13 protein-coding genes are annotated in these 18,765 nt (G+C 40.3%); 8 read left to right on the top strand and 5 right to left on the bottom strand.

Annotated elements, in window-relative coordinates; genetic code table 11:
* Nucleotides 1-3 precede the first annotated feature (3 nt).
* Nucleotides 4-900 (top strand): GyrI-like domain-containing protein, encoded by an 897-nt coding sequence (locus GTQ34_RS09055; protein WP_166523450.1) that lies wholly within the window; start codon nt 4-6, stop codon nt 898-900.
* Entirely contained in the window at nt 897-1,790 is an 894-nt protein-coding gene (locus GTQ34_RS09050; RefSeq protein ID WP_166523449.1) for a hypothetical protein, read from the top strand. The genes GTQ34_RS09055 and GTQ34_RS09050 overlap by 4 nt, the downstream gene beginning before the upstream one ends.
* Here the strand turns inward: GTQ34_RS09050 and GTQ34_RS09045 are convergent.
* Entirely contained in the window at nt 1,755-5,459 is a 3,705-nt protein-coding gene (locus GTQ34_RS09045) for a metallophosphoesterase (protein WP_166523448.1), read from the bottom strand. The genes GTQ34_RS09050 and GTQ34_RS09045 overlap by 36 nt on opposite strands.
* 53 nt (nt 5,460-5,512) lie before the next feature.
* Between GTQ34_RS09045 and GTQ34_RS09040 the strand changes: the two genes are divergently transcribed.
* The gene (locus GTQ34_RS09040; protein WP_166523447.1) at nt 5,513-6,721 is read left to right on the top strand and encodes a Pycsar system effector family protein; all 1,209 of its coding nucleotides are present in this window, start codon (nt 5,513-5,515) and stop codon (nt 6,719-6,721) included.
* A gap of 2 nt (nt 6,722-6,723) precedes the next feature.
* Here the strand turns inward: GTQ34_RS09040 and GTQ34_RS09035 are convergent, their stop codons facing one another.
* A complete protein-coding gene (locus GTQ34_RS09035) occupies nt 6,724-9,096 on the bottom strand; it encodes a GAF domain-containing protein (protein WP_166523446.1) in 2,373 nt (790 codons plus the stop codon).
* A 130-nt stretch (nt 9,097-9,226) separates the two neighbouring features.
* On the opposite strand from GTQ34_RS09035, the gene GTQ34_RS09030 reads away from it, so the two are divergent.
* The 4 genes from GTQ34_RS09030 (at nt 9,227) to GTQ34_RS09015 (ending at nt 13,255) form a co-directional block, all read left to right on the top strand.
* Nucleotides 9,227-10,126 carry a metallophosphoesterase family protein gene (locus GTQ34_RS09030; protein WP_166523445.1) on the top strand — a complete coding sequence of 300 codons (900 nt, stop codon included), beginning with the start codon at nt 9,227-9,229 and terminating at the stop codon, nt 10,124-10,126.
* Nucleotides 10,123-11,301 carry a helix-turn-helix domain-containing protein gene (locus GTQ34_RS09025; protein ID WP_166523444.1) on the top strand — a complete coding sequence of 393 codons (1,179 nt, stop codon included), beginning with the start codon at nt 10,123-10,125 and terminating at the stop codon, nt 11,299-11,301. The genes GTQ34_RS09030 and GTQ34_RS09025 overlap by 4 nt, the downstream gene beginning before the upstream one ends.
* 92 nt (nt 11,302-11,393) lie before the next feature.
* Complete coding sequence (locus GTQ34_RS09020) at nt 11,394-12,536, top strand: acyltransferase family protein (protein WP_208103865.1); 1,143 nt, start codon at nt 11,394-11,396, stop codon at nt 12,534-12,536.
* Nucleotides 12,537-12,610: 74 nt separating this feature from the next.
* Nucleotides 12,611-13,255, top strand: a complete 645-nt coding sequence (locus tag GTQ34_RS09015) for a hypothetical protein (RefSeq protein WP_166523443.1) — start codon at nt 12,611-12,613, stop codon at nt 13,253-13,255.
* Here the strand turns inward: GTQ34_RS09015 and GTQ34_RS09010 are convergent, their stop codons facing one another.
* Together GTQ34_RS09010 and GTQ34_RS09005 are read right to left on the bottom strand one after the other, a co-directional pair.
* Complete coding sequence (locus GTQ34_RS09010) at nt 13,256-15,418, bottom strand: acylase (RefSeq protein WP_166523442.1); 2,163 nt, start codon at nt 15,416-15,418, stop codon at nt 13,256-13,258.
* Between the two features lie 51 nt (nt 15,419-15,469).
* The gene (locus GTQ34_RS09005; protein ID WP_235914998.1) at nt 15,470-16,573 is read right to left on the bottom strand and encodes a TPM domain-containing protein; all 1,104 of its coding nucleotides are present in this window, start codon (nt 16,571-16,573) and stop codon (nt 15,470-15,472) included.
* A 75-nt stretch (nt 16,574-16,648) separates the two neighbouring features.
* Between GTQ34_RS09005 and GTQ34_RS09000 the strand changes: the two genes are divergently transcribed.
* A complete protein-coding gene (locus tag GTQ34_RS09000) occupies nt 16,649-18,388 on the top strand; it encodes an ABC transporter ATP-binding protein (protein ID WP_166523441.1) in 1,740 nt (579 codons plus the stop codon).
* Here GTQ34_RS09000 and GTQ34_RS08995 read toward each other — a convergent pair.
* A complete protein-coding gene (locus tag GTQ34_RS08995; RefSeq protein ID WP_166523440.1) occupies nt 18,385-18,717 on the bottom strand; it encodes a 2Fe-2S iron-sulfur cluster-binding family protein in 333 nt (110 codons plus the stop codon). The genes GTQ34_RS09000 and GTQ34_RS08995 overlap by 4 nt on opposite strands.
* Nucleotides 18,718-18,765 lie beyond the last annotated feature (48 nt).

Raw genomic sequence — 18,765 nt, 5'->3', positions numbered from 1 at the left:
AGAATGAAGAAGTTTTTTATTGCCTTTGGTGCTCTTATAACTCTGACCATATTTTGGTATCTTTTTCTAAAGCCCCAAGATTATCAGGTAAGTTTTAAAGTCAAAGCACTTCCGGGAACCGTTTATGAAACTGTAAAGGCCTGGAATTTGACCTTGGACAACCCTCAGCCAATTAAGTACGTTAGTCTGTCCAACTTTGAACAGACAATCACAATCAAAGATTCCATACACGTGTATAAATGGAACATTTCTTCAATCCACGACTCCTTAAGTCAAGTAAAAGTGAACATCTCTGACCCGGACCATTCCTTGATGAATAAAATAAAAATACCTTTTTCCGATACAGATTTTGAGAAAGGCGCAAGGAAAACTTTGTTGGATTTTAATCAATTTTTAAATAATCACTTGGATGAAATCAAGGTAGAAATTATTGGAGAGGATGAACTTTTCAGTACTTTTTGCGCTTGCGTTTCTCTAAAGACCTCACAAGCTATGAAAGCAGGGGGAATTATGGATAATTACTCTTTCTTAAGTTCCATAATTGTTGAAAATGCGGTGCAGCCCAATGGTCCACCTTTTCTAGAGGTTGTGGATTGGAATTTGGAAAAAGACAGTCTTACCTATAATTTCTGTTTTCCCATTGTCCGGTCGGAAAAATTGCCTAGACATCCTGATGTATCATACAAGCGTATTTTCAGTAAAAGAGCGCTCAAAGCTGAATACCATGGCAATTATATTACCTCAGACAGGGCATGGTATAGCCTTTTGCATTATGCAAAAAAGAATGACATCCCCATAGAGGCAAAACCTATTGAAGTGTTCTACAATAATCCAAATTTTGGAGGAGACGAGTTACAATGGAGAACCGAGGTTTTCATGCCCATAAAAGATGACCAATGAGCAGACTCGCAGCTGTTTTACTCATTATGTTTTTTCAAGGTTGTGCGCAGCAGGCACATTTTGGCCCCATGCTTTATCAAGGAACCTTCCCCTCAAAACTTAAAGAAGTTTCAGGGATGGAAGTTGGCCAAAAAAGTATTTGGGTGATAGAAGACAGTGGCACCAAGGACAAGGTTTATAGAATCAACAGAAAGGCGCAAATTACCAAGGAACTAAAAATTGACAACGCCAAGAATGACGATTGGGAAGATTTAGCCATGGACCTTGAGGGCAATCTATACATCGGAGATTTCGGGAACAATAACAATACCAGAAAAAAACTTACTATTTACAAAGTATCTCGGTCAGAATTGAAGCAGAAGGAACCTCAAGCCGAAAAAATTAAGTTTCGATATCCCGAACAACGAGATTTTCCACCAAAAAAAGACAGCCTTCTTTTTGATACTGAAGGTTTTTTTCATTGGGACGACAGTCTCTATGTTTTTACCAAAAACCGAACAAGACCATATAATGGCCAAACCTTGGTCTATAAAATTCCATCCAAAGAGGGTGAATATGATGCACAGTTTTTGGGAAGTTTGGTACTCTGTAGAAACCAAGACCAATGTTCGGTCACTGGGGCCGATATTTCTGCTGATGGAAAGACCATTGCCCTTTTGGGGTATGGGCTTGTTTTTTTGATTACTGATTTTGACTTCGCCGATCTTGGCAATTCCGAAATAATGACCATCGACCTCGAACATCTATCACAAACCGAATCCATAAGTTTTCTCAACAACAACACCCTGTTGATAGCCGATGAAGAGAACAAAACCAATGGACGCAATCTTTATAAGCTTTCCATAAAGGATTATCTAAAATCCAAAACCAAGCCCGAAAGAAAACCGTAGGCCATCTGTGCTGTTGAACAACCCTAAATTGGCAGTGATTATATTTGAAGCGTTCACAAAAAACCCACCACCATAAGAATTGTGCCATTTATCTGAGGACTGATTGGGGAACCATACCCTGCCATAATCGAATCCACTAAAAACACCGGGAGTTACTGGCAGTAAACCAGTCTGTGTTTTCCTGAAACTATATCTTAAGTCCGTATTTTGATAATATGCGGTTTTACCCGTAAAACGTTGAAACCTAAATCCTCGGAGGCCATTATTTGCCCCTATACTGGCCGCTTGATAAAATTCAAATTCATCCCCAAAATTAAAATGGCCCTTAAATTTGGTCGCCAAGACCAAACGTCCATCAGAACTGATTTTGTAATCGAACGAAAGTGATGGTATTATGAATGCAAATGCCCTACTTGTATCACTCAAGTTTGTTTTGTAGCCACCAATAAGCGAAAAAGCCATCCCCATGGTTGGAAATGCTTCATTATCACTATTGGAATAGGCATATTCAGCATCAACTCCGAAAAAATCTTGTTCGGTATCTTGCCCATTGTCGGTAAACCATCCTTCTATGAAACGATTCTCGGTCTCTTCTATATCGTAGTTTTCATAGGACACTCCTACCCTCACTTTTGACCCTAAATGTCCTCGCCACACCAAAGAGGGTGCAAATTTTAAAGTCCGGATTTTTACCCTGTTGAAATCCAAACCTAAATCATCATCAAAATTTGGAGTCTCGTTCCCAAATCCGAAAAAATTAATACTAAAGTTGGGGCTTGTAAATTTTGCGGCCAACTCCACATTCACGTTGTTGGCAATGTTTGCAAACTCTCCTTTGTAGCCAATGTCATAACCACTTGTGGCAAAGTAGAATGCTGCATTAACAATGTGCCGTTGTGTAAAGGGGTTTTGCCCAAATCCATTGTAGGTATACGTGTTGCTCAATCCTATTCGAAAGCCGTCATCCGGATTAAAACCAAGAGAGGGTAAAATTTGATTGTTACTGGCCTTGATCTTGTTGAACTGGTACGTATTTGTCTCATAATCATTTCGCCTGTGAATATTTCCGCCAAAAGCCTCATCATATGTGTTGTTCTTAGCCTTGAAATCATATACATCCACTCTTTTAGCCTTCTTGGCTATTTTATAGATGTCGTTATTATGTCCTCCTATGAGTCTTATTTTTATCTTTCCTTCGTTCCCCAAAATTTCAAAAACATCATCATCATCCAACCCATAAACCCATATTTCCTTTGTGTATTCGCTATCATATTGCCTATTAAAGAATAAGTCTGTCTTTTTTCCGTCCTTTATTCTAAATGCCTTCACATCCAAGCCCCCATTTTCCCTAGGTGTGATCACAAAGTGGTCATCTTTGTCGGTGCCTGTAATTACACTAAACTTATTGATCACCCTAAAATATTTTTTTGCCGTATTGACCAAATCCTTTTTTCTTGCCAGAAGAATTCTTTTAATTTCGGAAACGGTTTCATCACGCACCTCTTCGGGAAAAGCCTGGAAGGCACTATCCACTACTGATCCATCTATTTTGTTTTGAATATATCTTGCTTCTTCTATCCAGTCATTCAAAGAGGTCTGGGAGAGCAATGCCATATCCAATGCAAATGTTTTTGGTGACGAATTGAAACCCTTTACGCTTCTTATCTCCGCGCTATATCCCTCAAACAATTGAAGTGATGGGACCACTTTTGAAGCCAGTCCCATGAGTGCTCCATCCCCCATGATCGAGAAAGCTTGATCTCTATCGCGAGGTATGGGCTTAAAAATAGTGTTGCCCTCACCATCATCCACTTCTAGCCAACGCCATTGGTCGGGGTGCCTATCCCAATCCCCGATAAGCATATCGAATAGTCTTGCTCGAACATAGCTGCGGGAATCAAGCTTATATTCCTCATCCCGTCGAAGCTTATCAATCACATCTGTTGTGCTTTCTATCTTTTTTGCATAGCCTAAACTGGGCACCTTATGTCCTTCAGAAACATGCTCTTCAATCATATAAAGTTCGTCACCAAAGTCAGTATTAAAATCTTCCAAAGCCCTTTGTTTGGGAACATAGAACAGTTTTGGATTGGTATGGTAAATACCAACTGCATCGGATAATTTACCAATAGTGAAAGGCGCGTAGGGATGTGCTCCTGTATAAAAATCGGACAGGAGTTTTTCTGTAAATGTATCTTCAAATTCGCCGACTACATACTGATCCTTAAATGCTATGGCCTGCAGATAAAGTTCAGCACTTTTACGAAGTGCCCGCATCACAAACTGTCTACCGTCGGAATGCTCCAATCGCAATGATTTGGATTGATGTCCCCCTCCTTTTCGTATAGGTTTTAAACCGCCATAAAGGGTATCTAAATTTACTACCGGGACTTTCACCTCGGTGCCATAATATTTTCGATAACGCTCTCCCCACACGGCCTTAAAAAAGTTGGTCTTTTCAACCTCTTCCTTAGTATAGATCGAGGCTTTAATATTTGACGGAAAATTAACTGCTCCACTAAAAGGTGTTTCTTTTCTATCTGCAGGGAGAACAATTGAACTGAAAATTGGCGATTCTACATCGTCATCAACACTATAAAAATCAACGTGGGAAGAACCGTCTTTAAAAACCTTTAGAATGGCATATCCCATGTGCCCTGTACTGAATTTACTCCCATTTAAAAGACGTGTATGTCCTTTTTTTGCGCCAGATCCACTGACTATTTGGGGCGTGTTTTCCTCAACAATATATTGTAGCGTATGTTCGTGGCCTGATACAAGAATCACTTTTTCAGAAGACTGTGCCAATGTCAGCAACCTCTTCTTCAATGTATTGTATTTTTTGTTCTGAATATCGGCAATGGAAGCTCCTGAAGTTCTTCTTAAGATATTCACTAAGGTTCCCAAAATGGGCATGGGCACTTTTCCGTTATTCGGATAGAGATGTTTTTTAAATGCATATTGGCCGCCATGAGGCCCATAGGAAAACATGGGGTGATGCATGGCTATTATGGTAGTTTTTTGTCTGTAGTCCTTTATTTCATCTTCCAACTCCACAAAAAAACGTTCGCGGTCTTTAATTTCACATTCATCATTAATATCCGGTCTCTTATCCCAATTTGTGAGATACCATTCCGTATCAATAACAATGACCACAATATCATCACCTATCTCTATGGTCTCCATGGGACACCCGTTCTCAGGAAAAAAGACTTCCTTGCTATTGAGCTGTTTTTCCACGTACTTTTCTTGCCTTTTTAAGCCAACTAGGCCCTCGGTATACCAGTCATGGTTGCCCGGTATAAAAACTCTTTTGCCTTTAAAGTTATCCAAGGTGGCAAGCTGAGCATCCAAATGGTTTTTGGCCTCTAGATAAGCTCTTGTTGAATCCTTTTTATCTGGGAGACCAGCTGGGTAGATATTGTCTCCCAAAAAAATCGCTGTGCTGTTCTTATCGGCCTTGTCCAGTTCGGTTTTAAAAGCCTTTAGTGCATTATTCATACCCCCTATTGGCGATTTCCCGGCATCACCGATTAAATAGAAGGTATGTTCGATTTCCTTGTCCGAATTACTACCATTTTCCACAAACGGCTCCGCATATTTTGGCTTGTAAGTAGCACAGCTAAATATCAAAAAGAGCAAGGAAAAGAGCACGTAATGTTTTTTCATGATATCTGGGTTGATTCCAAAATTTTGTATTTTGGATACTTCAATATACAACTATGTCGGAAATCCTTCAAAAAGCTGAAAATTATGTTACAGATCTGTTGACAAATGAGCTAAATCCTGATTTTTTGTACCACAATTTGCGTCATACTCAGCGTGTCGTAGAAAACGCCAAAGAGCTTATAGAGCATTATGAGCTGGGCACTACGAAGGCAGAAGATCTTGAGCTTGCTGCATGGTTTCACGATACGGGATACACCAAGGGAGTGCCCAATCATGAAAAAAATAGTTGTTCAATAAGCGAAACATTTTTAAACGAGCATAATCTTGATGGCAAGAGGATACAGGAAATCTCCAGGCTGATCATGGCTACCGAGCGCTTTTATGAGCCCAGGGGTCTCGATGAAGAAATCATCAGGGATGCCGATGCTTCACACTTAGGTCAGAAAAGTTATATTGAAACCAGTGAGCTTCTTAGGGAAGAACTTTCTAGATTGGGGATTGGCCAATACTCATCTGAGGAATGGCGCGAGCTCAATATTGAAATGTTTCGAACAGAACATCGATTTTATACAGATTATGCCATAGAAAACTGGCAACCACGGAAAGATAAAAATCTTAGAAAGCTGGTAAAAGCGAAAAAAAGTCGCAAAAAGCTGGCAAAGAAGGAACAGTTAAAGGCGAAGTTTAAAAATGAAAGTCCCGAACGTGGCATCCAAACCATGTTCAGGGTTACTATGCGAAATCATCTAAAGCTCAGCGATATTGCCGATACCAAAGCCAACATTCTTTTATCGGTCAATGCGATTATTATTTCACTGGTGCTTGCCAATCTTATTCCAAAATTGGACAATCCTTCCAACGACTATCTAATTTATCCTACCGCCATATTCGTGCTTTTTAGTGTTATCTCCATGATTTTTGCCATTTTGGCCACTAGACCCAATGTAACCAGTGGGCAGTTCACCAAAAAAGATGTAGAGGAAAAAAAGGTTAACCTGTTGTTCTTTGGCAACTTTCATAAAATGGAACTTCCAGAATACGAATGGGCCATCCAGGAATTGATAAAGGACAAAAAATTTGTGTACTCTTCGTTGACGAAAGATCTCTATTTTTTGGGGGTGGTTTTGAACACGAAGTACAAATTGCTCAGATGGACCTACACCATATTCATGATTGGCATGATCTTATCCGTAATCGCTTTTTTTGTAGGATTGGAATTTTTTGGGCCTGAAAGAGTGCTTGAGTTACCTAAGGTAGAATGATGTTAATTCTTTAATTCTTCCATCAAGTCGTCGTAGGTATAGGTCTTTTCGGATTTTTTATCCTTGCGGTAGAGTATCTCGGCACGTATGGCCTTAAGGCCGGACACTCCCTGAAGCCCTTCCAACTCCACAATCTCAATATTGTTGGTGAAATAGCCTTTCGCCTTTAAAAATTGTATGTACCGCATATACTCCCTTTCATCTTTTAATTGGGAATATACGATGGCCAATTTTCCTTTCTGGGTAAGCCTTTCGTTGGTGCCCTTTATGTATGACTTATCAATACGTTTTTTGATGACCTCGTATCTGGCATTGTAGGTACCATCCACATCAAAGCGTTTTTCATCCATCCTGAATCGTATGGAAAGCGAAGTACTATAGACCAAAATCAAAGAAGCCACGTCCAACTTTACTGGCAGATGGGGCTTTAGCTTGTAATACTTGTTTTCCATTTCGCACATGACCTGAAGCTGCCACAGTCGTAAATTGCTTAAATACAATTCACTGAAGGACTTGTTTTGGGAAATGGAACTTCCAATGTACATATTGTGCTCCACTCCATCAGTCTTGTACCGTTCAAAATAATGGGGGAACATCGCCTGGGCCTCATCCTGCTTTTTGTCCAATAGGACTGCCAATTGCATGTTGGCCTCCATAACACTGTCATCATAATTACGTCGGTGGTCGTAATAGGATTCGGTGGTCTCATCTATTTTGGAATCATATTCCTCAATCTTTTTACTAAGGAATTTATGCTCTCCTTTTAGATGTTCCAGTACAGGTTTCACCTCCTCCTTGACAAAATCGAATACAGCCTGCTCCGTATGTGTATACAGGGTCTCTTTCACTTCCTTCAGATACATTTCTACCCGAAACATAAGTTCCTCGTAGATAGGAAGTTTGTATTCCTTAATAGCTTCTTTCAAAATCCCATTTATTTCGGAGAGCTGAATCATTAAATCCCTTTGGATGGCAAGATTGCGTTCTCGGGAAGAATCCTTAATGTCTGTCTGCCCATATAAGGGGTAAACATCTTTGAAGACTATATCATTGAAAACCGGCTGTTTCCCGGCAATGTCGTCTACCATAAAGCGTTTGGCTTCCTGTTGAAATTTCCAATATACCGATTCGTGCACCGTGGTACATTCATGTTGGATAATGGCATCTACAAGATTTTGCTCCTCTTCAATGGACCTTAGCACCGCCGATACAATATAGGGCATTACATCATCCAACTTGTTGGCATTAATGCTGTTGAGTTCATTGGTTTTTTTGGAGACCAGCTCCAACACTCCCAACAAATTACCATCGTCCGCAATCGGGGCCAAAATGGCACTTTTTATTCCCTGCTCATGAAGATTTTTATAGGGCTGAGCCCCTTCTGATTTTTTAAAGTACTTTTCTACATTCGGAATAGCGAAGTAGGCGTTCTCCTTAAAAAGTTTGGCATGGGAATACTCACATAGCATGATATCGCAAGATTCTGTTTCCAAACCCTTTAATATATAACTTGATATCCCCTTGCCATATATCCGCAAAAACCGATTGGCACTTGCATCGTACCCTGCAAAACCCACATTGATGTTCTTTAGGTTAAAAAGCGATCTAAAGGTGGACTGAAAATTCTCCATGAAATTTTCATTGCCCCGCTTGTTACTTCCTATCAGTGTCGATTTTATTTCGGAAATGGAATGTTCGGCTGTTACATCGAACATGTTACATATCACAAACCCTTTGGAAATAAAACTGTTTGGGGGTATTTTCTCTTTCCACAGATCCAAATTTTCAAAATTCTCCAACAACTCATCAAAATCGGCCTGGGTAAGCTTCTTTGCTTTTTCAGTAGGTATCAATTCCATAAAGTCTGCATTGTACAGAATGCGATAATGTCGCATGATTCCGTTAGCATCCGGTATGTCAAAAAACAACGGTCTTCTGAAGTCCACTTTGAATCCATAATAAAAGCTGAGGATTACCGTACACTGCATAATGTAGTGTATGTCATCTGACATGTTTTGGATTTCCAATTCAAAATCATCGCCTGCATCCTCAAGAATTTTTTGAAACCTTTTTGAAGAATTGAAAACCAAGTTGGCAAAAGCAATGGATGCTGCCTTGATTTCATTATGCGTCAAAGCCGTGGAAAAGGTATCTGCCAAAATGGTGTGTATGACCTCCTTGCGCTCTTCAAGAATGGAAAGATCGTCAAAACCCTCCCTAAGTTCAGGATATGGTGCCTGGGCATCCAAAATATGTTGTGCTCGCGATGCAGCAAAGGTATCTTCGCTTTCGGCCAATTCGTCGTAATGCTCCAACAATTTGTTGAAACTTACAAGTTGAATCAAAGGAGCCTCACCCTGATAGTGTTTTTCCATTGTACGAGGTTGTATGCGATTGGTCGCAATTGGACCGATAAAGTTACAAAAAGTAGCTTTGCGAATCTTGTAAACCGTCTAATTATGGATTAATCCCCATTTTTTCAGGATATTTAAGAAAAAATAGTTCATGTCCTCTACCCGCAGATTGAACAGGGCCTACCAAAAAGCCAAGACCATTTCTTTTAATGATGACTCCAAGTTCATCTTTTTTAGTGATTGCCATAGAGGTGACAATAGTTTTGCGGACGATTTTGCCAACAATCGGAATATTTACTTTCATGCGCTTAATCACTACTATCGAGAAGGGTTCCACTATTGTGAGCTTGGGGATGGCGACGAATTATGGGAGAATCTGAGTTTTGAGGCAATTTTTGAGGCACACAAAAACGTATACCAACTTTTACGGAGATACCATCTAGAAAAAAGGCTACATATGGTCTGGGGTAACCACGATATGATCTACCAAAATCAAGAGTACGTGGACAAGCATCTCACACAATATTTTGAACCCATTGATGGCAAGGACAAACAACTTTTTGAAGGAATCACTTATCATGAGGCGCTGATCCTAAAACATGAAAAAACAGGCCAAACCTTGTTCTGCGTGCATGGGCATCAAGCCGACTGGTGGAACTATGTGTGCTGGAGGATAGGTCGGTTTCTGGTGCGGGTGCTTTGGAAACCTTTACAGGTGTGGGGCATTGCCGATCCTACAAGTCCAGCGAAAAACTACAAAGAACTTATACGGATAGAAAAGCGTATCAAACGTTGGATTTTAAAGAAAAACCTCCAAATTACCCTAGTTGGGCATACCCATAGGCCACGTTTTCCAGAGCCTGGTCAAATTCCATTTTTTAATGATGGTAGTTGTGTGCATCCACGAAGCATTACTGGTATAGAAATTGAAAAAGGACAAATTTCTCTTATAAAATGGCATATTGACACCAAGGAGGACGGTACATTGCAAATTGTCCGGGTTCTGCTAGAGGGTCCCCAAAAATTGGCAAACTACATTCTCAAACAATGATTGGCAATGTGCACCATATCCTAGACCAAATTTCTGTTTGGCACGACTTGGCTTCGCATATCATGTTGATCGGTATAGTTCAAGGGGTTTTCCTGTCCCTGATTATCATGTTTAGGGCTGCAAAAAATGCGGCTGTTGCCTTTCTCGGATGGACCTTGTTATTTCAGAGTATTGTTTTTCTTGATGTTTATCTATGTTATACCGGGTTAATGAAATATGTAATCCCCTGGAATGATTCCACTGAGCCCATTGTACTTCTAATCGGACCTGCTATTTATTTTTTCATCCATAGACTGCTTGTTCGTAAACCATTGAATATTAAAAAAATATGGATTCATTTTATACTACCTGTAGGGTACGCCCTAACCCAAATTCCATATTATACAGCTCCAATAGAGGTAAAGCTTAATGCTTACCTAGGTGCTTATCATTCCCATCTCGATACGGCAAATGTCCCAGACTCCTTTTCCCATGGATACCATTGGATAAAAGATTATTTTCACTATCTGGTTCTGTTCAGTTTCCTTTTCTATAGCCTTTTGTCAGCTGCGTTGGTATGGAAAGAACGAAAAAGAATTGCTTCCCTCCCAGGAAATGCAAAGAAAGACAAGTATACCTTTACTCGAAATTCCGTTTTGGTGTTGACCGCTCTTTTCATAGTGTTATTCTCTGTTTTTTATTCTTACGAAGATGATGGTGGTGATCACCTTATTGGCATTTTCAATACTGCGATTACCTTTTTAACATCAGCTATAATTCTTATGGAATCGCGATTTTTTGAGAAATCATGGGTAGCGGATAAGTATGAAACGCTTAAGGGAAACAGCATCGCGTTTGAGGAGATTGAACATGCTGCAGAAAGTGAGCAATTTTATTTAAATGAGAATGCTTCGCTCAAAAGTCTGGCGGATATTCTTGGTTCCAATTCCAACTTGGTGTCAAAAATGATCAATTCTAAAACTGGCTCCAATTTCAATGATTACATCAATCTAAAACGAGTGCGAATGGCGAAGGAGAGATTATGTGATTCCAACTACGCCCACCTTACCGTGGAGGCCATTGGACATTCCGTTGGTTTTAAATCTAAATCTGCATTCTACAATGCCTTCAAGAAACATGTTGGTGAATCTCCTTCTTCTTTTTTGAAGACTCAAAATGCTCAAAAAGACGACTAATTCCTCCCACATTGTAATTTAGGACATTTCCAATCCTCAAATATCATCCTGTTTCAATATAGCGTGTCATCTTTGGGCAAAGAATTCTCGATATGGAAACACAGATTAGAAGATACGATTTGGACTGGTTAAGAGTAATCGTTTTTGCTTTGCTCATTTTTTATCATGTGGGCATGTTTTTCGTTCCTTGGGGTTGGCATATTAAAAACAATGTGATTTATGATTGGTTAAAATGGCCCATGCTTTTTTTAAATCAATGGCGGTTGCCCATACTATTTGTAATTTCAGGTATGGGAACCTACTATGCTTTGGGCAAAAGAAGCATCGGCAAGTTTATTTTGGAACGCTATCTTAGACTGGGCATACCCTTATTCATTGGCATGCTATTGATTGTGCCTCCGCAGGTATATGTTGAACGTTTGGTGGACGGCGATTTTACCCATTCTTATTTTCAGTACTTTACTTCAGTAGCTTTTGATGGTATTTATCCAGAAGGCAACGTAAGCTGGCACCATCTCTGGTTTTTGCCCTATCTTTTCTTATTCTCCCTGTTACTTGCTCCTTTATTCGTCTTTCTTAGAAAACATGATACCCTTTTCATCCAATCAATCCAAAGATTGATACAAAAAACATGGGGCATATATTTATTTGTTATACCGTTGTATCTAGTAGAGGTTTTCATGGAACCCTTCTTTCCAGCCAATCACGCCTTGGTTGGCGATTGGTTTGCGATTACATTTTATAGTATTCTCTTCTTTTATGGTTTTATGCTCATCGCATGCGGTGATGTTTTTTGGGAAACACTTGTCAAAATAAGAAAGAAAGTCCTGGTTATGGGAACAGTTGCCTTTGTCACACTATTGTTTGTTTGGATTTTCTTTGAGGACAGTATCGTTATCCATTTTATCGAAGGTATGGTCAAGGTGGTCAATCTTTGGTCATGGATATTGATTCTTTTTGGTTATGGAGCCAAGCACTTAAACCGTCCAAGCAAAGAAATCGCCTATGCCAATAGGGCCGTTTATCCGTTTTATATACTGCATCAAACCATCACCATTATAATAGCATATTTTCTTATCCATTTAGAATGGGGATTTCTTCTCAAAGCAACAATATTGACAATAGGTACGTTTGGTATCAGTTGGTTGATTTATCATCTCATAATTTTACCATTACCGTGGCTACATCCACTTTTTGGATTAAAGCCGGAGAAAAAGAAACAGGCTGCCACTTAACGATTTAACGCCTTTTTATCATGTTCATGGCAAGGTATTTGTTAACTTTAATATATCCATTCGACCTAATTGCTATGAAAAGGCTGATTTTCTTATTGTTCGTATTTTGCATGGCAGCTCCTTTGAGTTTGCTTGCACAATCGGATATTCCCACGACGCGTCCGCTTCAAGTTGGTGACAACAATAACTTGGATGTAAAAGCGAGCAATCAAGGAACTTTGCTCCGTATGCCCTCCGTCATTGATGAAAATCTTACTTCAAAAGACGACCAACCTGGAGTAAAAATGTTACCCGACAAGGAGTTGGTTAAAGCTGGGCACGACCTTGTAATTGATCCCAAAGTTGGCGAAAAAGAAAAGAAAAGCTCCAATAAACATTATGGCGACCAATATTTAGGGGATGTTAAAACCACCGCAAAATTTGTCGGCGTTGTATGTCGAGACCATGAATATGTGGACGGTGACCGAATAAAAATATACCTCAACGGAGAAATCGTGGAGTATAATGTGCTGCTAACCGGTTCCTTCAAAGGTGTAAATGTGGATTTGACCGAAGGTTTTAATAGAATTGAATTTGAAGCACTCAATCAGGGCTCTTCAGGACCTAACACTGCCCAAGTTGTAGTGGCTGATGAAGAGGGGAAAATAATCCACAATAACCGCTGGAATCTCTCTACGGGATCTAAAGCGAGCCTTATCATAATAAAGGAAGGTGAATAATCACTCCCCTGGTTTATATGTCCTCACTGCACGATTCAAGACATCTTCTTTATAAAAAGCCGCATCTTTAAAGTTGACATCGGCATAACGTTGGGCTTGATCATCAAAATGCGGTGAGTTTGGGTCACCACTTTGGCCTCCGGCAAGAATTGTTTTGGCCTTCACTTTGTCGCCAAATTCCACTACGGCCACAAAACTGTTCCCTCGTGTACCATATATCTTTTTGGTATTGTTGTCATATCGAGCACCGTAAGCTGCCAAAGCACCCCATCTTCCACTGGCAAAACCAATGGGCATACTGGGCTTGTTGTCGTCAAAAGCTTGGCGAATGTCCCCATTTAATCGCTGGTATCGGTGAACATCGCCCCAAGGCATTCTCCAAGTTCCAAAATCAGTAGAAAGTTTTTCAATGACTTCTTGAAACAGTTTCAGTTTTTCGGAATCTGGAGAGTCACTCCCCCAATATTGAACGAGTTGCATAGCGTACAATCCCTCAGGTCTTTCTGCTTTTTGATAGCATAATGTCCCATAATAATGGGCCAAGGTCATAGCAACAGATTCTTTTGAAGTGATATAATCCCAATTTCTTAATACCTCAATCGATTCTTGCAATTCGGAAGAAGGGTTTTTGTCAAAGGCATTTACCAACCCGGGAATCAAAGCTTCAAACGCCGGTAGATAAGGGTCATGGGCCAATTGGACCAAACTATCCAGTGTATACCCACTTCGCCCTTTTAATAATGCAATGGCATGTATCCCTCTAAAATTTTCCTGGTCACGGGACATATATCTTGGATAATCCTCTCGCTTCGGACCGAATTCCAAAGCTGCCGTATAGGGCGTGGAATTACAATTTTGAATCCATCCATTATCTGGATTCAGAACTAAGATATTTTCATCCACCGTATGCAAACCTTGCCAGTCTGTTTTTGGGTTGCTGCCGTCCACGGGTTTGGTAAAATCAAAAATGGTATCCCTTTTAGGGACAAAATTTCCATGGAAATAGGCAATGTTCCCCTCAGCATCGGCATATACCGTATTGTTGGAAGAATTTGTGCGAATGTCCATCATTTTTCTGAAACCTTCATACCCATCCTGTTTGGTTCGAATATAGGATTGCTCCAATGCTTTTACAGGCTCCCACATCATGGCAGAGGAGGTCCATTGGCCATCGACACTGTGCGTTATTGGACCATGGTGAGTACGGTACATAGGAAAGGTTTTTTCCTTCATTTGGTTCCCGTCTTTGTACCTAAGTATCACCTCCAAAGAATCCAAAGGACGCAATTCTTGTCCATATTGATAAAACAGGTTGCCATCGTTTTGCACTATTGTTTCTTTAAACTCGTCCATCACATCAGTATATGTAGACGTATGCATCCAACCTGTTTTTTCGTTGAAGCCTTGGTAGACAAAAAACTGTCCCCAAGTCACCGCACCGTATGCATTAAGGCCCTCCTCGCTTACTACATGCACTTCTCCTCGAAAGTAAAATGAGGTATGGGGATTTATAAGCAACATAGCATTGCCAGACTGGGTCAGTTTTCCAGAAATGGCGATACCGTTTGACCCTTGAGGCTCAGCCATTTTGGCTTCTTTGCTTTGTTTCATCAAATCTAATTGGGGAATTTCCATATCACTCTGGTAAAAGGCCTTAATTTTTTCAGTGGAAATCCTTTCAATATCACCTCCAATGGATCCTTCGCTAAAATACATGGGCATCCAAGGTTCAAAACGGGTCAATAGCGTAGGCTTTACTTCGGGGTGGGTATGTAGATAATAATTGATGCCATCGGCAAAAGCCATGCACAATTTCTTAAGCCATTCAGGACTATTCTCATATTTTTCCACAGCCTCTTCTTGAGTCATGAACAAATTGGCCCGCAAATCACTATATAACGCTTCTTCGCCTTCTACTTCGGCCAAACGTCCGGTGGCCCAGATGTAATTTTGCTCCACACGATTAAAATCGTCCTCGCATTGAGCGTAAAGCAATCCAAAAACAGCATCGGCATCGGTTTTTCCATAAATATGGGGTACTCCAAAATCGTCCCTTATGATGGTTACGTTTTCCGCCTGTGCTTCCCATCTCTCAACCTCATCTTCCTGCTTTTGAATACAAGAGGTCAACAATACAAAAGCTGCAACTACAACTAATTTCATTATGGTTATTTTAAAACTTAATATTGTGAAAATACGGGAATTCCTTGGCATTTACCAACTTCCGCTAGCTCCACCACCTCCTGAACTTCCACCACCTCCTGAAAAGCTGCTGGAACCGCTGGAACCACTGCCAGAACTTGAACCAAAAGAATGTGTACCTCCTGAAGAAAAGGTTTTAGACATATATTTCTTGTCATTTTTGAGCCACGAAAGCTTAAAATCCTCTTTACCCTTAAGCAGTATTTTAAAAAACGCCAGTAATATGGTGAATAATAAAAATCCGATGAGAACAATCCCTATCCACCTAGGATTATCGAGCAAATATTCATATTGCTCCAAATCCAATCCAAAATCAAGGAATACAGTTGCAAAAACCAACGGCATTATAATGAAACCCAATGAGAAAACTACAGGAATCAAACTAAAGGCGGCCATCAACAAACCTGGTATTAACCCTAGTTTTCCAATAAATATTCCTCTGAAAACCTCAATAATGTTGGAATAGGTTTTGTAAAAAATGAAGCCCCCTGCAGCTACAAAAATTGATAGGAAACACAACACAAATATTTTTAACCCCAGGCCCATTTCACCTTCTTCTTCTATTTCCTTCTTGAATTCCTCCAAGGCTTCCGAATCAGTTAGAAGCAGTATAATTTGATCGGTGGCTAAATCAATTCCGGCAAAATACTCTTCTTCTTTAAAATTGGGAATCATCGTATTTCGGATAATTCGAGAGGCCACAGCATCCGTGATGTACGATTCAAGTCCATATCCTACCTCCATACGAACCTCTCTGTCTGCTTCCGCAAAAAGGATTAAAATACCATTGTCCTTATCTTTTTGCCCCAACTTATTCTGGTTGAAGGTCCCATTCGTGTACTGTTCTATGGTTTCATTGGGTAGGGCTTCAATGGTCAGAACAACCAATTGATGCGTAGTTTCTTTCTCAAACTGGGTAAGCTTTGACCTTAATCGGCTTAACTGTTCCGGCGTTAATATTTTAGCGTTATCCGTTACAATTTCACTCAGCGTTAAATACTTTTCTTGTGCGGTTACGGACAAAACAAATAACAGGAAGAAATATAGAGACACTTTCTGGACCATTGTATGACTAAAAACATTTAAAGATATTATTTGTTTTTTGTGTTTTTCCATTTGAATGGATGTTTGCCCCCTAAGGTTTTACGTACCCTAAATTTGAACTAACTTGCATCTTCTTTCAAAAAAAGCATGGCAGAAAAAAAGGTAAGCATTTTAAAGGCATTCAAAACAATAATCTGGCCCAGAAGAAATCTGGTTTTTATGGGTTTACTGCTCATCGTAATAAGTAAAGCAGCCAGTTTTGTGGCACCCATTTCGCTTCGCTATTTTTTAGATGACATTGTCCCCAATAAAAATTACGATTTACTCAAAATTTTGGTCATAGTTGTCATTTTGGCTTTTCTGGTACAGGCCGTGATGTCCTTTCTTTTGACCAAAGTGTTGAGCATTCAAGCACAATATATGATATCTGAGCTAAGGGCACAGGTTCAAAAAAAGGTCCTTGCCCTCCCGGTACGTTTTTTTGACAACACCAAATCGGGAGCATTGGTCTCTCGTATTATGAGTGATGTTGAGGGAGTCCGAAATCTAATTGGCACTGGGTTGGTACAACTGGTTGGTGGGACCATCACGGCGGTGGTATCTTTAATTTTACTACTACGGATAAGCCCTACGATGACCCTGCTAACGTTCATTCCACTGATTGTATTTGCCTTAATTGCCTTGAAAGCCTTTAAAATAATTCGCCCCGTTTTTAGGGACCGTGGAAAAATCAACGCAGAAGTTAAAGGTCGACTTACCGAAACATTAGGTGGAATTCGGGTAATTAAAGGATTCAATGCTGAATCTCAAGAAGCTGAAGTTTTTGAACACGGTGTACAACGACTCTATGAAAATGTAAAGAAGAGTCTTACCGCAACAGCCGTCATGACGAGTTCCTCGACCTTTCTATTGGGACTTGCCACTACCGGAATCATGATGGGGTACGGAGGTTATAAAATGATGCAAGGTGATTTGACCACCGGCCAATATTTTGAATTTACCTTTTTGCTCGCCTTGATGGTAGCGCCCATCGTTCAAATGAGCAATATTGGAAGCCAGTTGACGGAAGCGCTTGCTGGGCTTGACCGTACCGAAGAATTGATGAACGAAACAGTGGAAGCAGACAACAAAGAAAGAAACATAATTCTTTCAAATATTGTGGGAGACATAAATTTTGAGGACGTTTCTTTTGCTTATGAAGAAGACAAAGAAGTGCTGCACAATGTAAGTTTTAAAGCTGGCTCGGGTGAAGTAATTGCTTTGGTAGGCAGTTCAGGATCAGGAAAATCGACCATCGCGGGTCTGGCTGCAAGTTTTTTAAATCCTGATTCGGGAAGGATAACCATTGATGGAAATGATATGGCCAAAGTGGATTTGACAAGTTTTCGACAATTTTTGGGTGTTGTCCTTCAAGACGATTTTTTGTTTGAGGGAACCATTCGCGAAAATATCCTCTTTCCAAGACCAGATGCGACCGAAGCGCAATTGGTCAAAGCAGTCAAAGCTGCTTATGTTGATGAATTTACCGACCGTTTTGATGATGGGTTAGATACTTTGATAGGCGAACGTGGTGTGAAGCTTTCCGGGGGACAACGCCAACGTATTGCCATAGCAAGAGCAGTTTTGGCCGATCCGAGGATTTTGATTTTGGATGAAGCTACCTCCAGTTTGGATACGGAATCTGAGGCTTTGATTCAAAAAAGTTTGGCAGAACTTACCAAGGGAAGGACCACCTTTGTAATAGCCCACCGTTTGAGCACCATCCGCAAAGCAGACCAGATTTTAGTCATTGAAAATGGTAGGATTGCCGAACAAGGCACCCATGAAGAGCTGATTGCCTCTGAAGGAAGGTATTATAATTTGTTTACCTATCAGGCTAGGATTTAGGCTTCTTCAGGTGCTAATTCCACTTCAAGCCCATCGAGTTCAGGGGTCATATGTATTTGGCAGCCCAAACGGCTATTCTCTTCAACAAAAAAAGCTTCGGATAGCATGGCTTCTTCGTCATCCGATTTTTCTGGAAGCGTATGATTGGATTTTATATAACATTGGCAAGAGGCACACATGGCCATGCCTCCACAGATTCCAATAGTTCCCTCGGGAGCAAGTTCGTACGACCGCACTACCTCCATCAAATTCATGTTCATGTCTGTGGGTGCATCAACTTCATGCAACAGCCCTTCTCGGTCGGTAATCTTAATTTTGATGTCGCTCATAGTTAATTGGGTAACACCCCTAAAGTCCCCTTGAGGAGACAATTACTG

The organism is Flagellimonas ochracea (assembly GCF_009903685.1).
Taxonomy (GTDB): domain Bacteria; phylum Bacteroidota; class Bacteroidia; order Flavobacteriales; family Flavobacteriaceae; genus Flagellimonas; species Flagellimonas ochracea.
The sequence above is the reverse complement of the archived record's forward strand: the minus strand, read 5'-3'. Positions and strand labels throughout refer to the sequence as shown.

Excerpts from the sequence above, each read along its gene's own strand:
- GTQ34_RS09055 (WP_166523450.1), top strand. The coding sequence starts at position 4 with ATGAAGAAGTTTTTTATTGCCTTTGGTGCTCTTATAACTCTGACCATA.
- GTQ34_RS09050 (WP_166523449.1), top strand. The coding sequence starts at position 897 with ATGAGCAGACTCGCAGCTGTTTTACTCATTATGTTTTTTCAAGGTTGT.
- GTQ34_RS09045 (WP_166523448.1), bottom strand. The coding sequence starts at position 5,459 with ATGAAAAAACATTACGTGCTCTTTTCCTTGCTCTTTTTGATATTTAGC.
- GTQ34_RS09040 (WP_166523447.1), top strand. The coding sequence starts at position 5,513 with ATGTCGGAAATCCTTCAAAAAGCTGAAAATTATGTTACAGATCTGTTG.
- GTQ34_RS09035 (WP_166523446.1), bottom strand. The coding sequence starts at position 9,096 with ATGGAAAAACACTATCAGGGTGAGGCTCCTTTGATTCAACTTGTAAGT.
- GTQ34_RS09030 (WP_166523445.1), top strand. The coding sequence starts at position 9,227 with ATGTCCTCTACCCGCAGATTGAACAGGGCCTACCAAAAAGCCAAGACC.
- GTQ34_RS09025 (WP_166523444.1), top strand. The coding sequence starts at position 10,123 with ATGATTGGCAATGTGCACCATATCCTAGACCAAATTTCTGTTTGGCAC.
- GTQ34_RS09020 (WP_208103865.1), top strand. The coding sequence starts at position 11,394 with ATGGAAACACAGATTAGAAGATACGATTTGGACTGGTTAAGAGTAATC.
- GTQ34_RS09015 (WP_166523443.1), top strand. The coding sequence starts at position 12,611 with ATGAAAAGGCTGATTTTCTTATTGTTCGTATTTTGCATGGCAGCTCCT.
- GTQ34_RS09010 (WP_166523442.1), bottom strand. The coding sequence starts at position 15,418 with ATGAAATTAGTTGTAGTTGCAGCTTTTGTATTGTTGACCTCTTGTATT.
- GTQ34_RS09005 (WP_235914998.1), bottom strand. The coding sequence starts at position 16,573 with ATGGAAAAACACAAAAAACAAATAATATCTTTAAATGTTTTTAGTCAT.
- GTQ34_RS09000 (WP_166523441.1), top strand. The coding sequence starts at position 16,649 with ATGGCAGAAAAAAAGGTAAGCATTTTAAAGGCATTCAAAACAATAATC.
- GTQ34_RS08995 (WP_166523440.1), bottom strand. The coding sequence starts at position 18,717 with ATGAGCGACATCAAAATTAAGATTACCGACCGAGAAGGGCTGTTGCAT.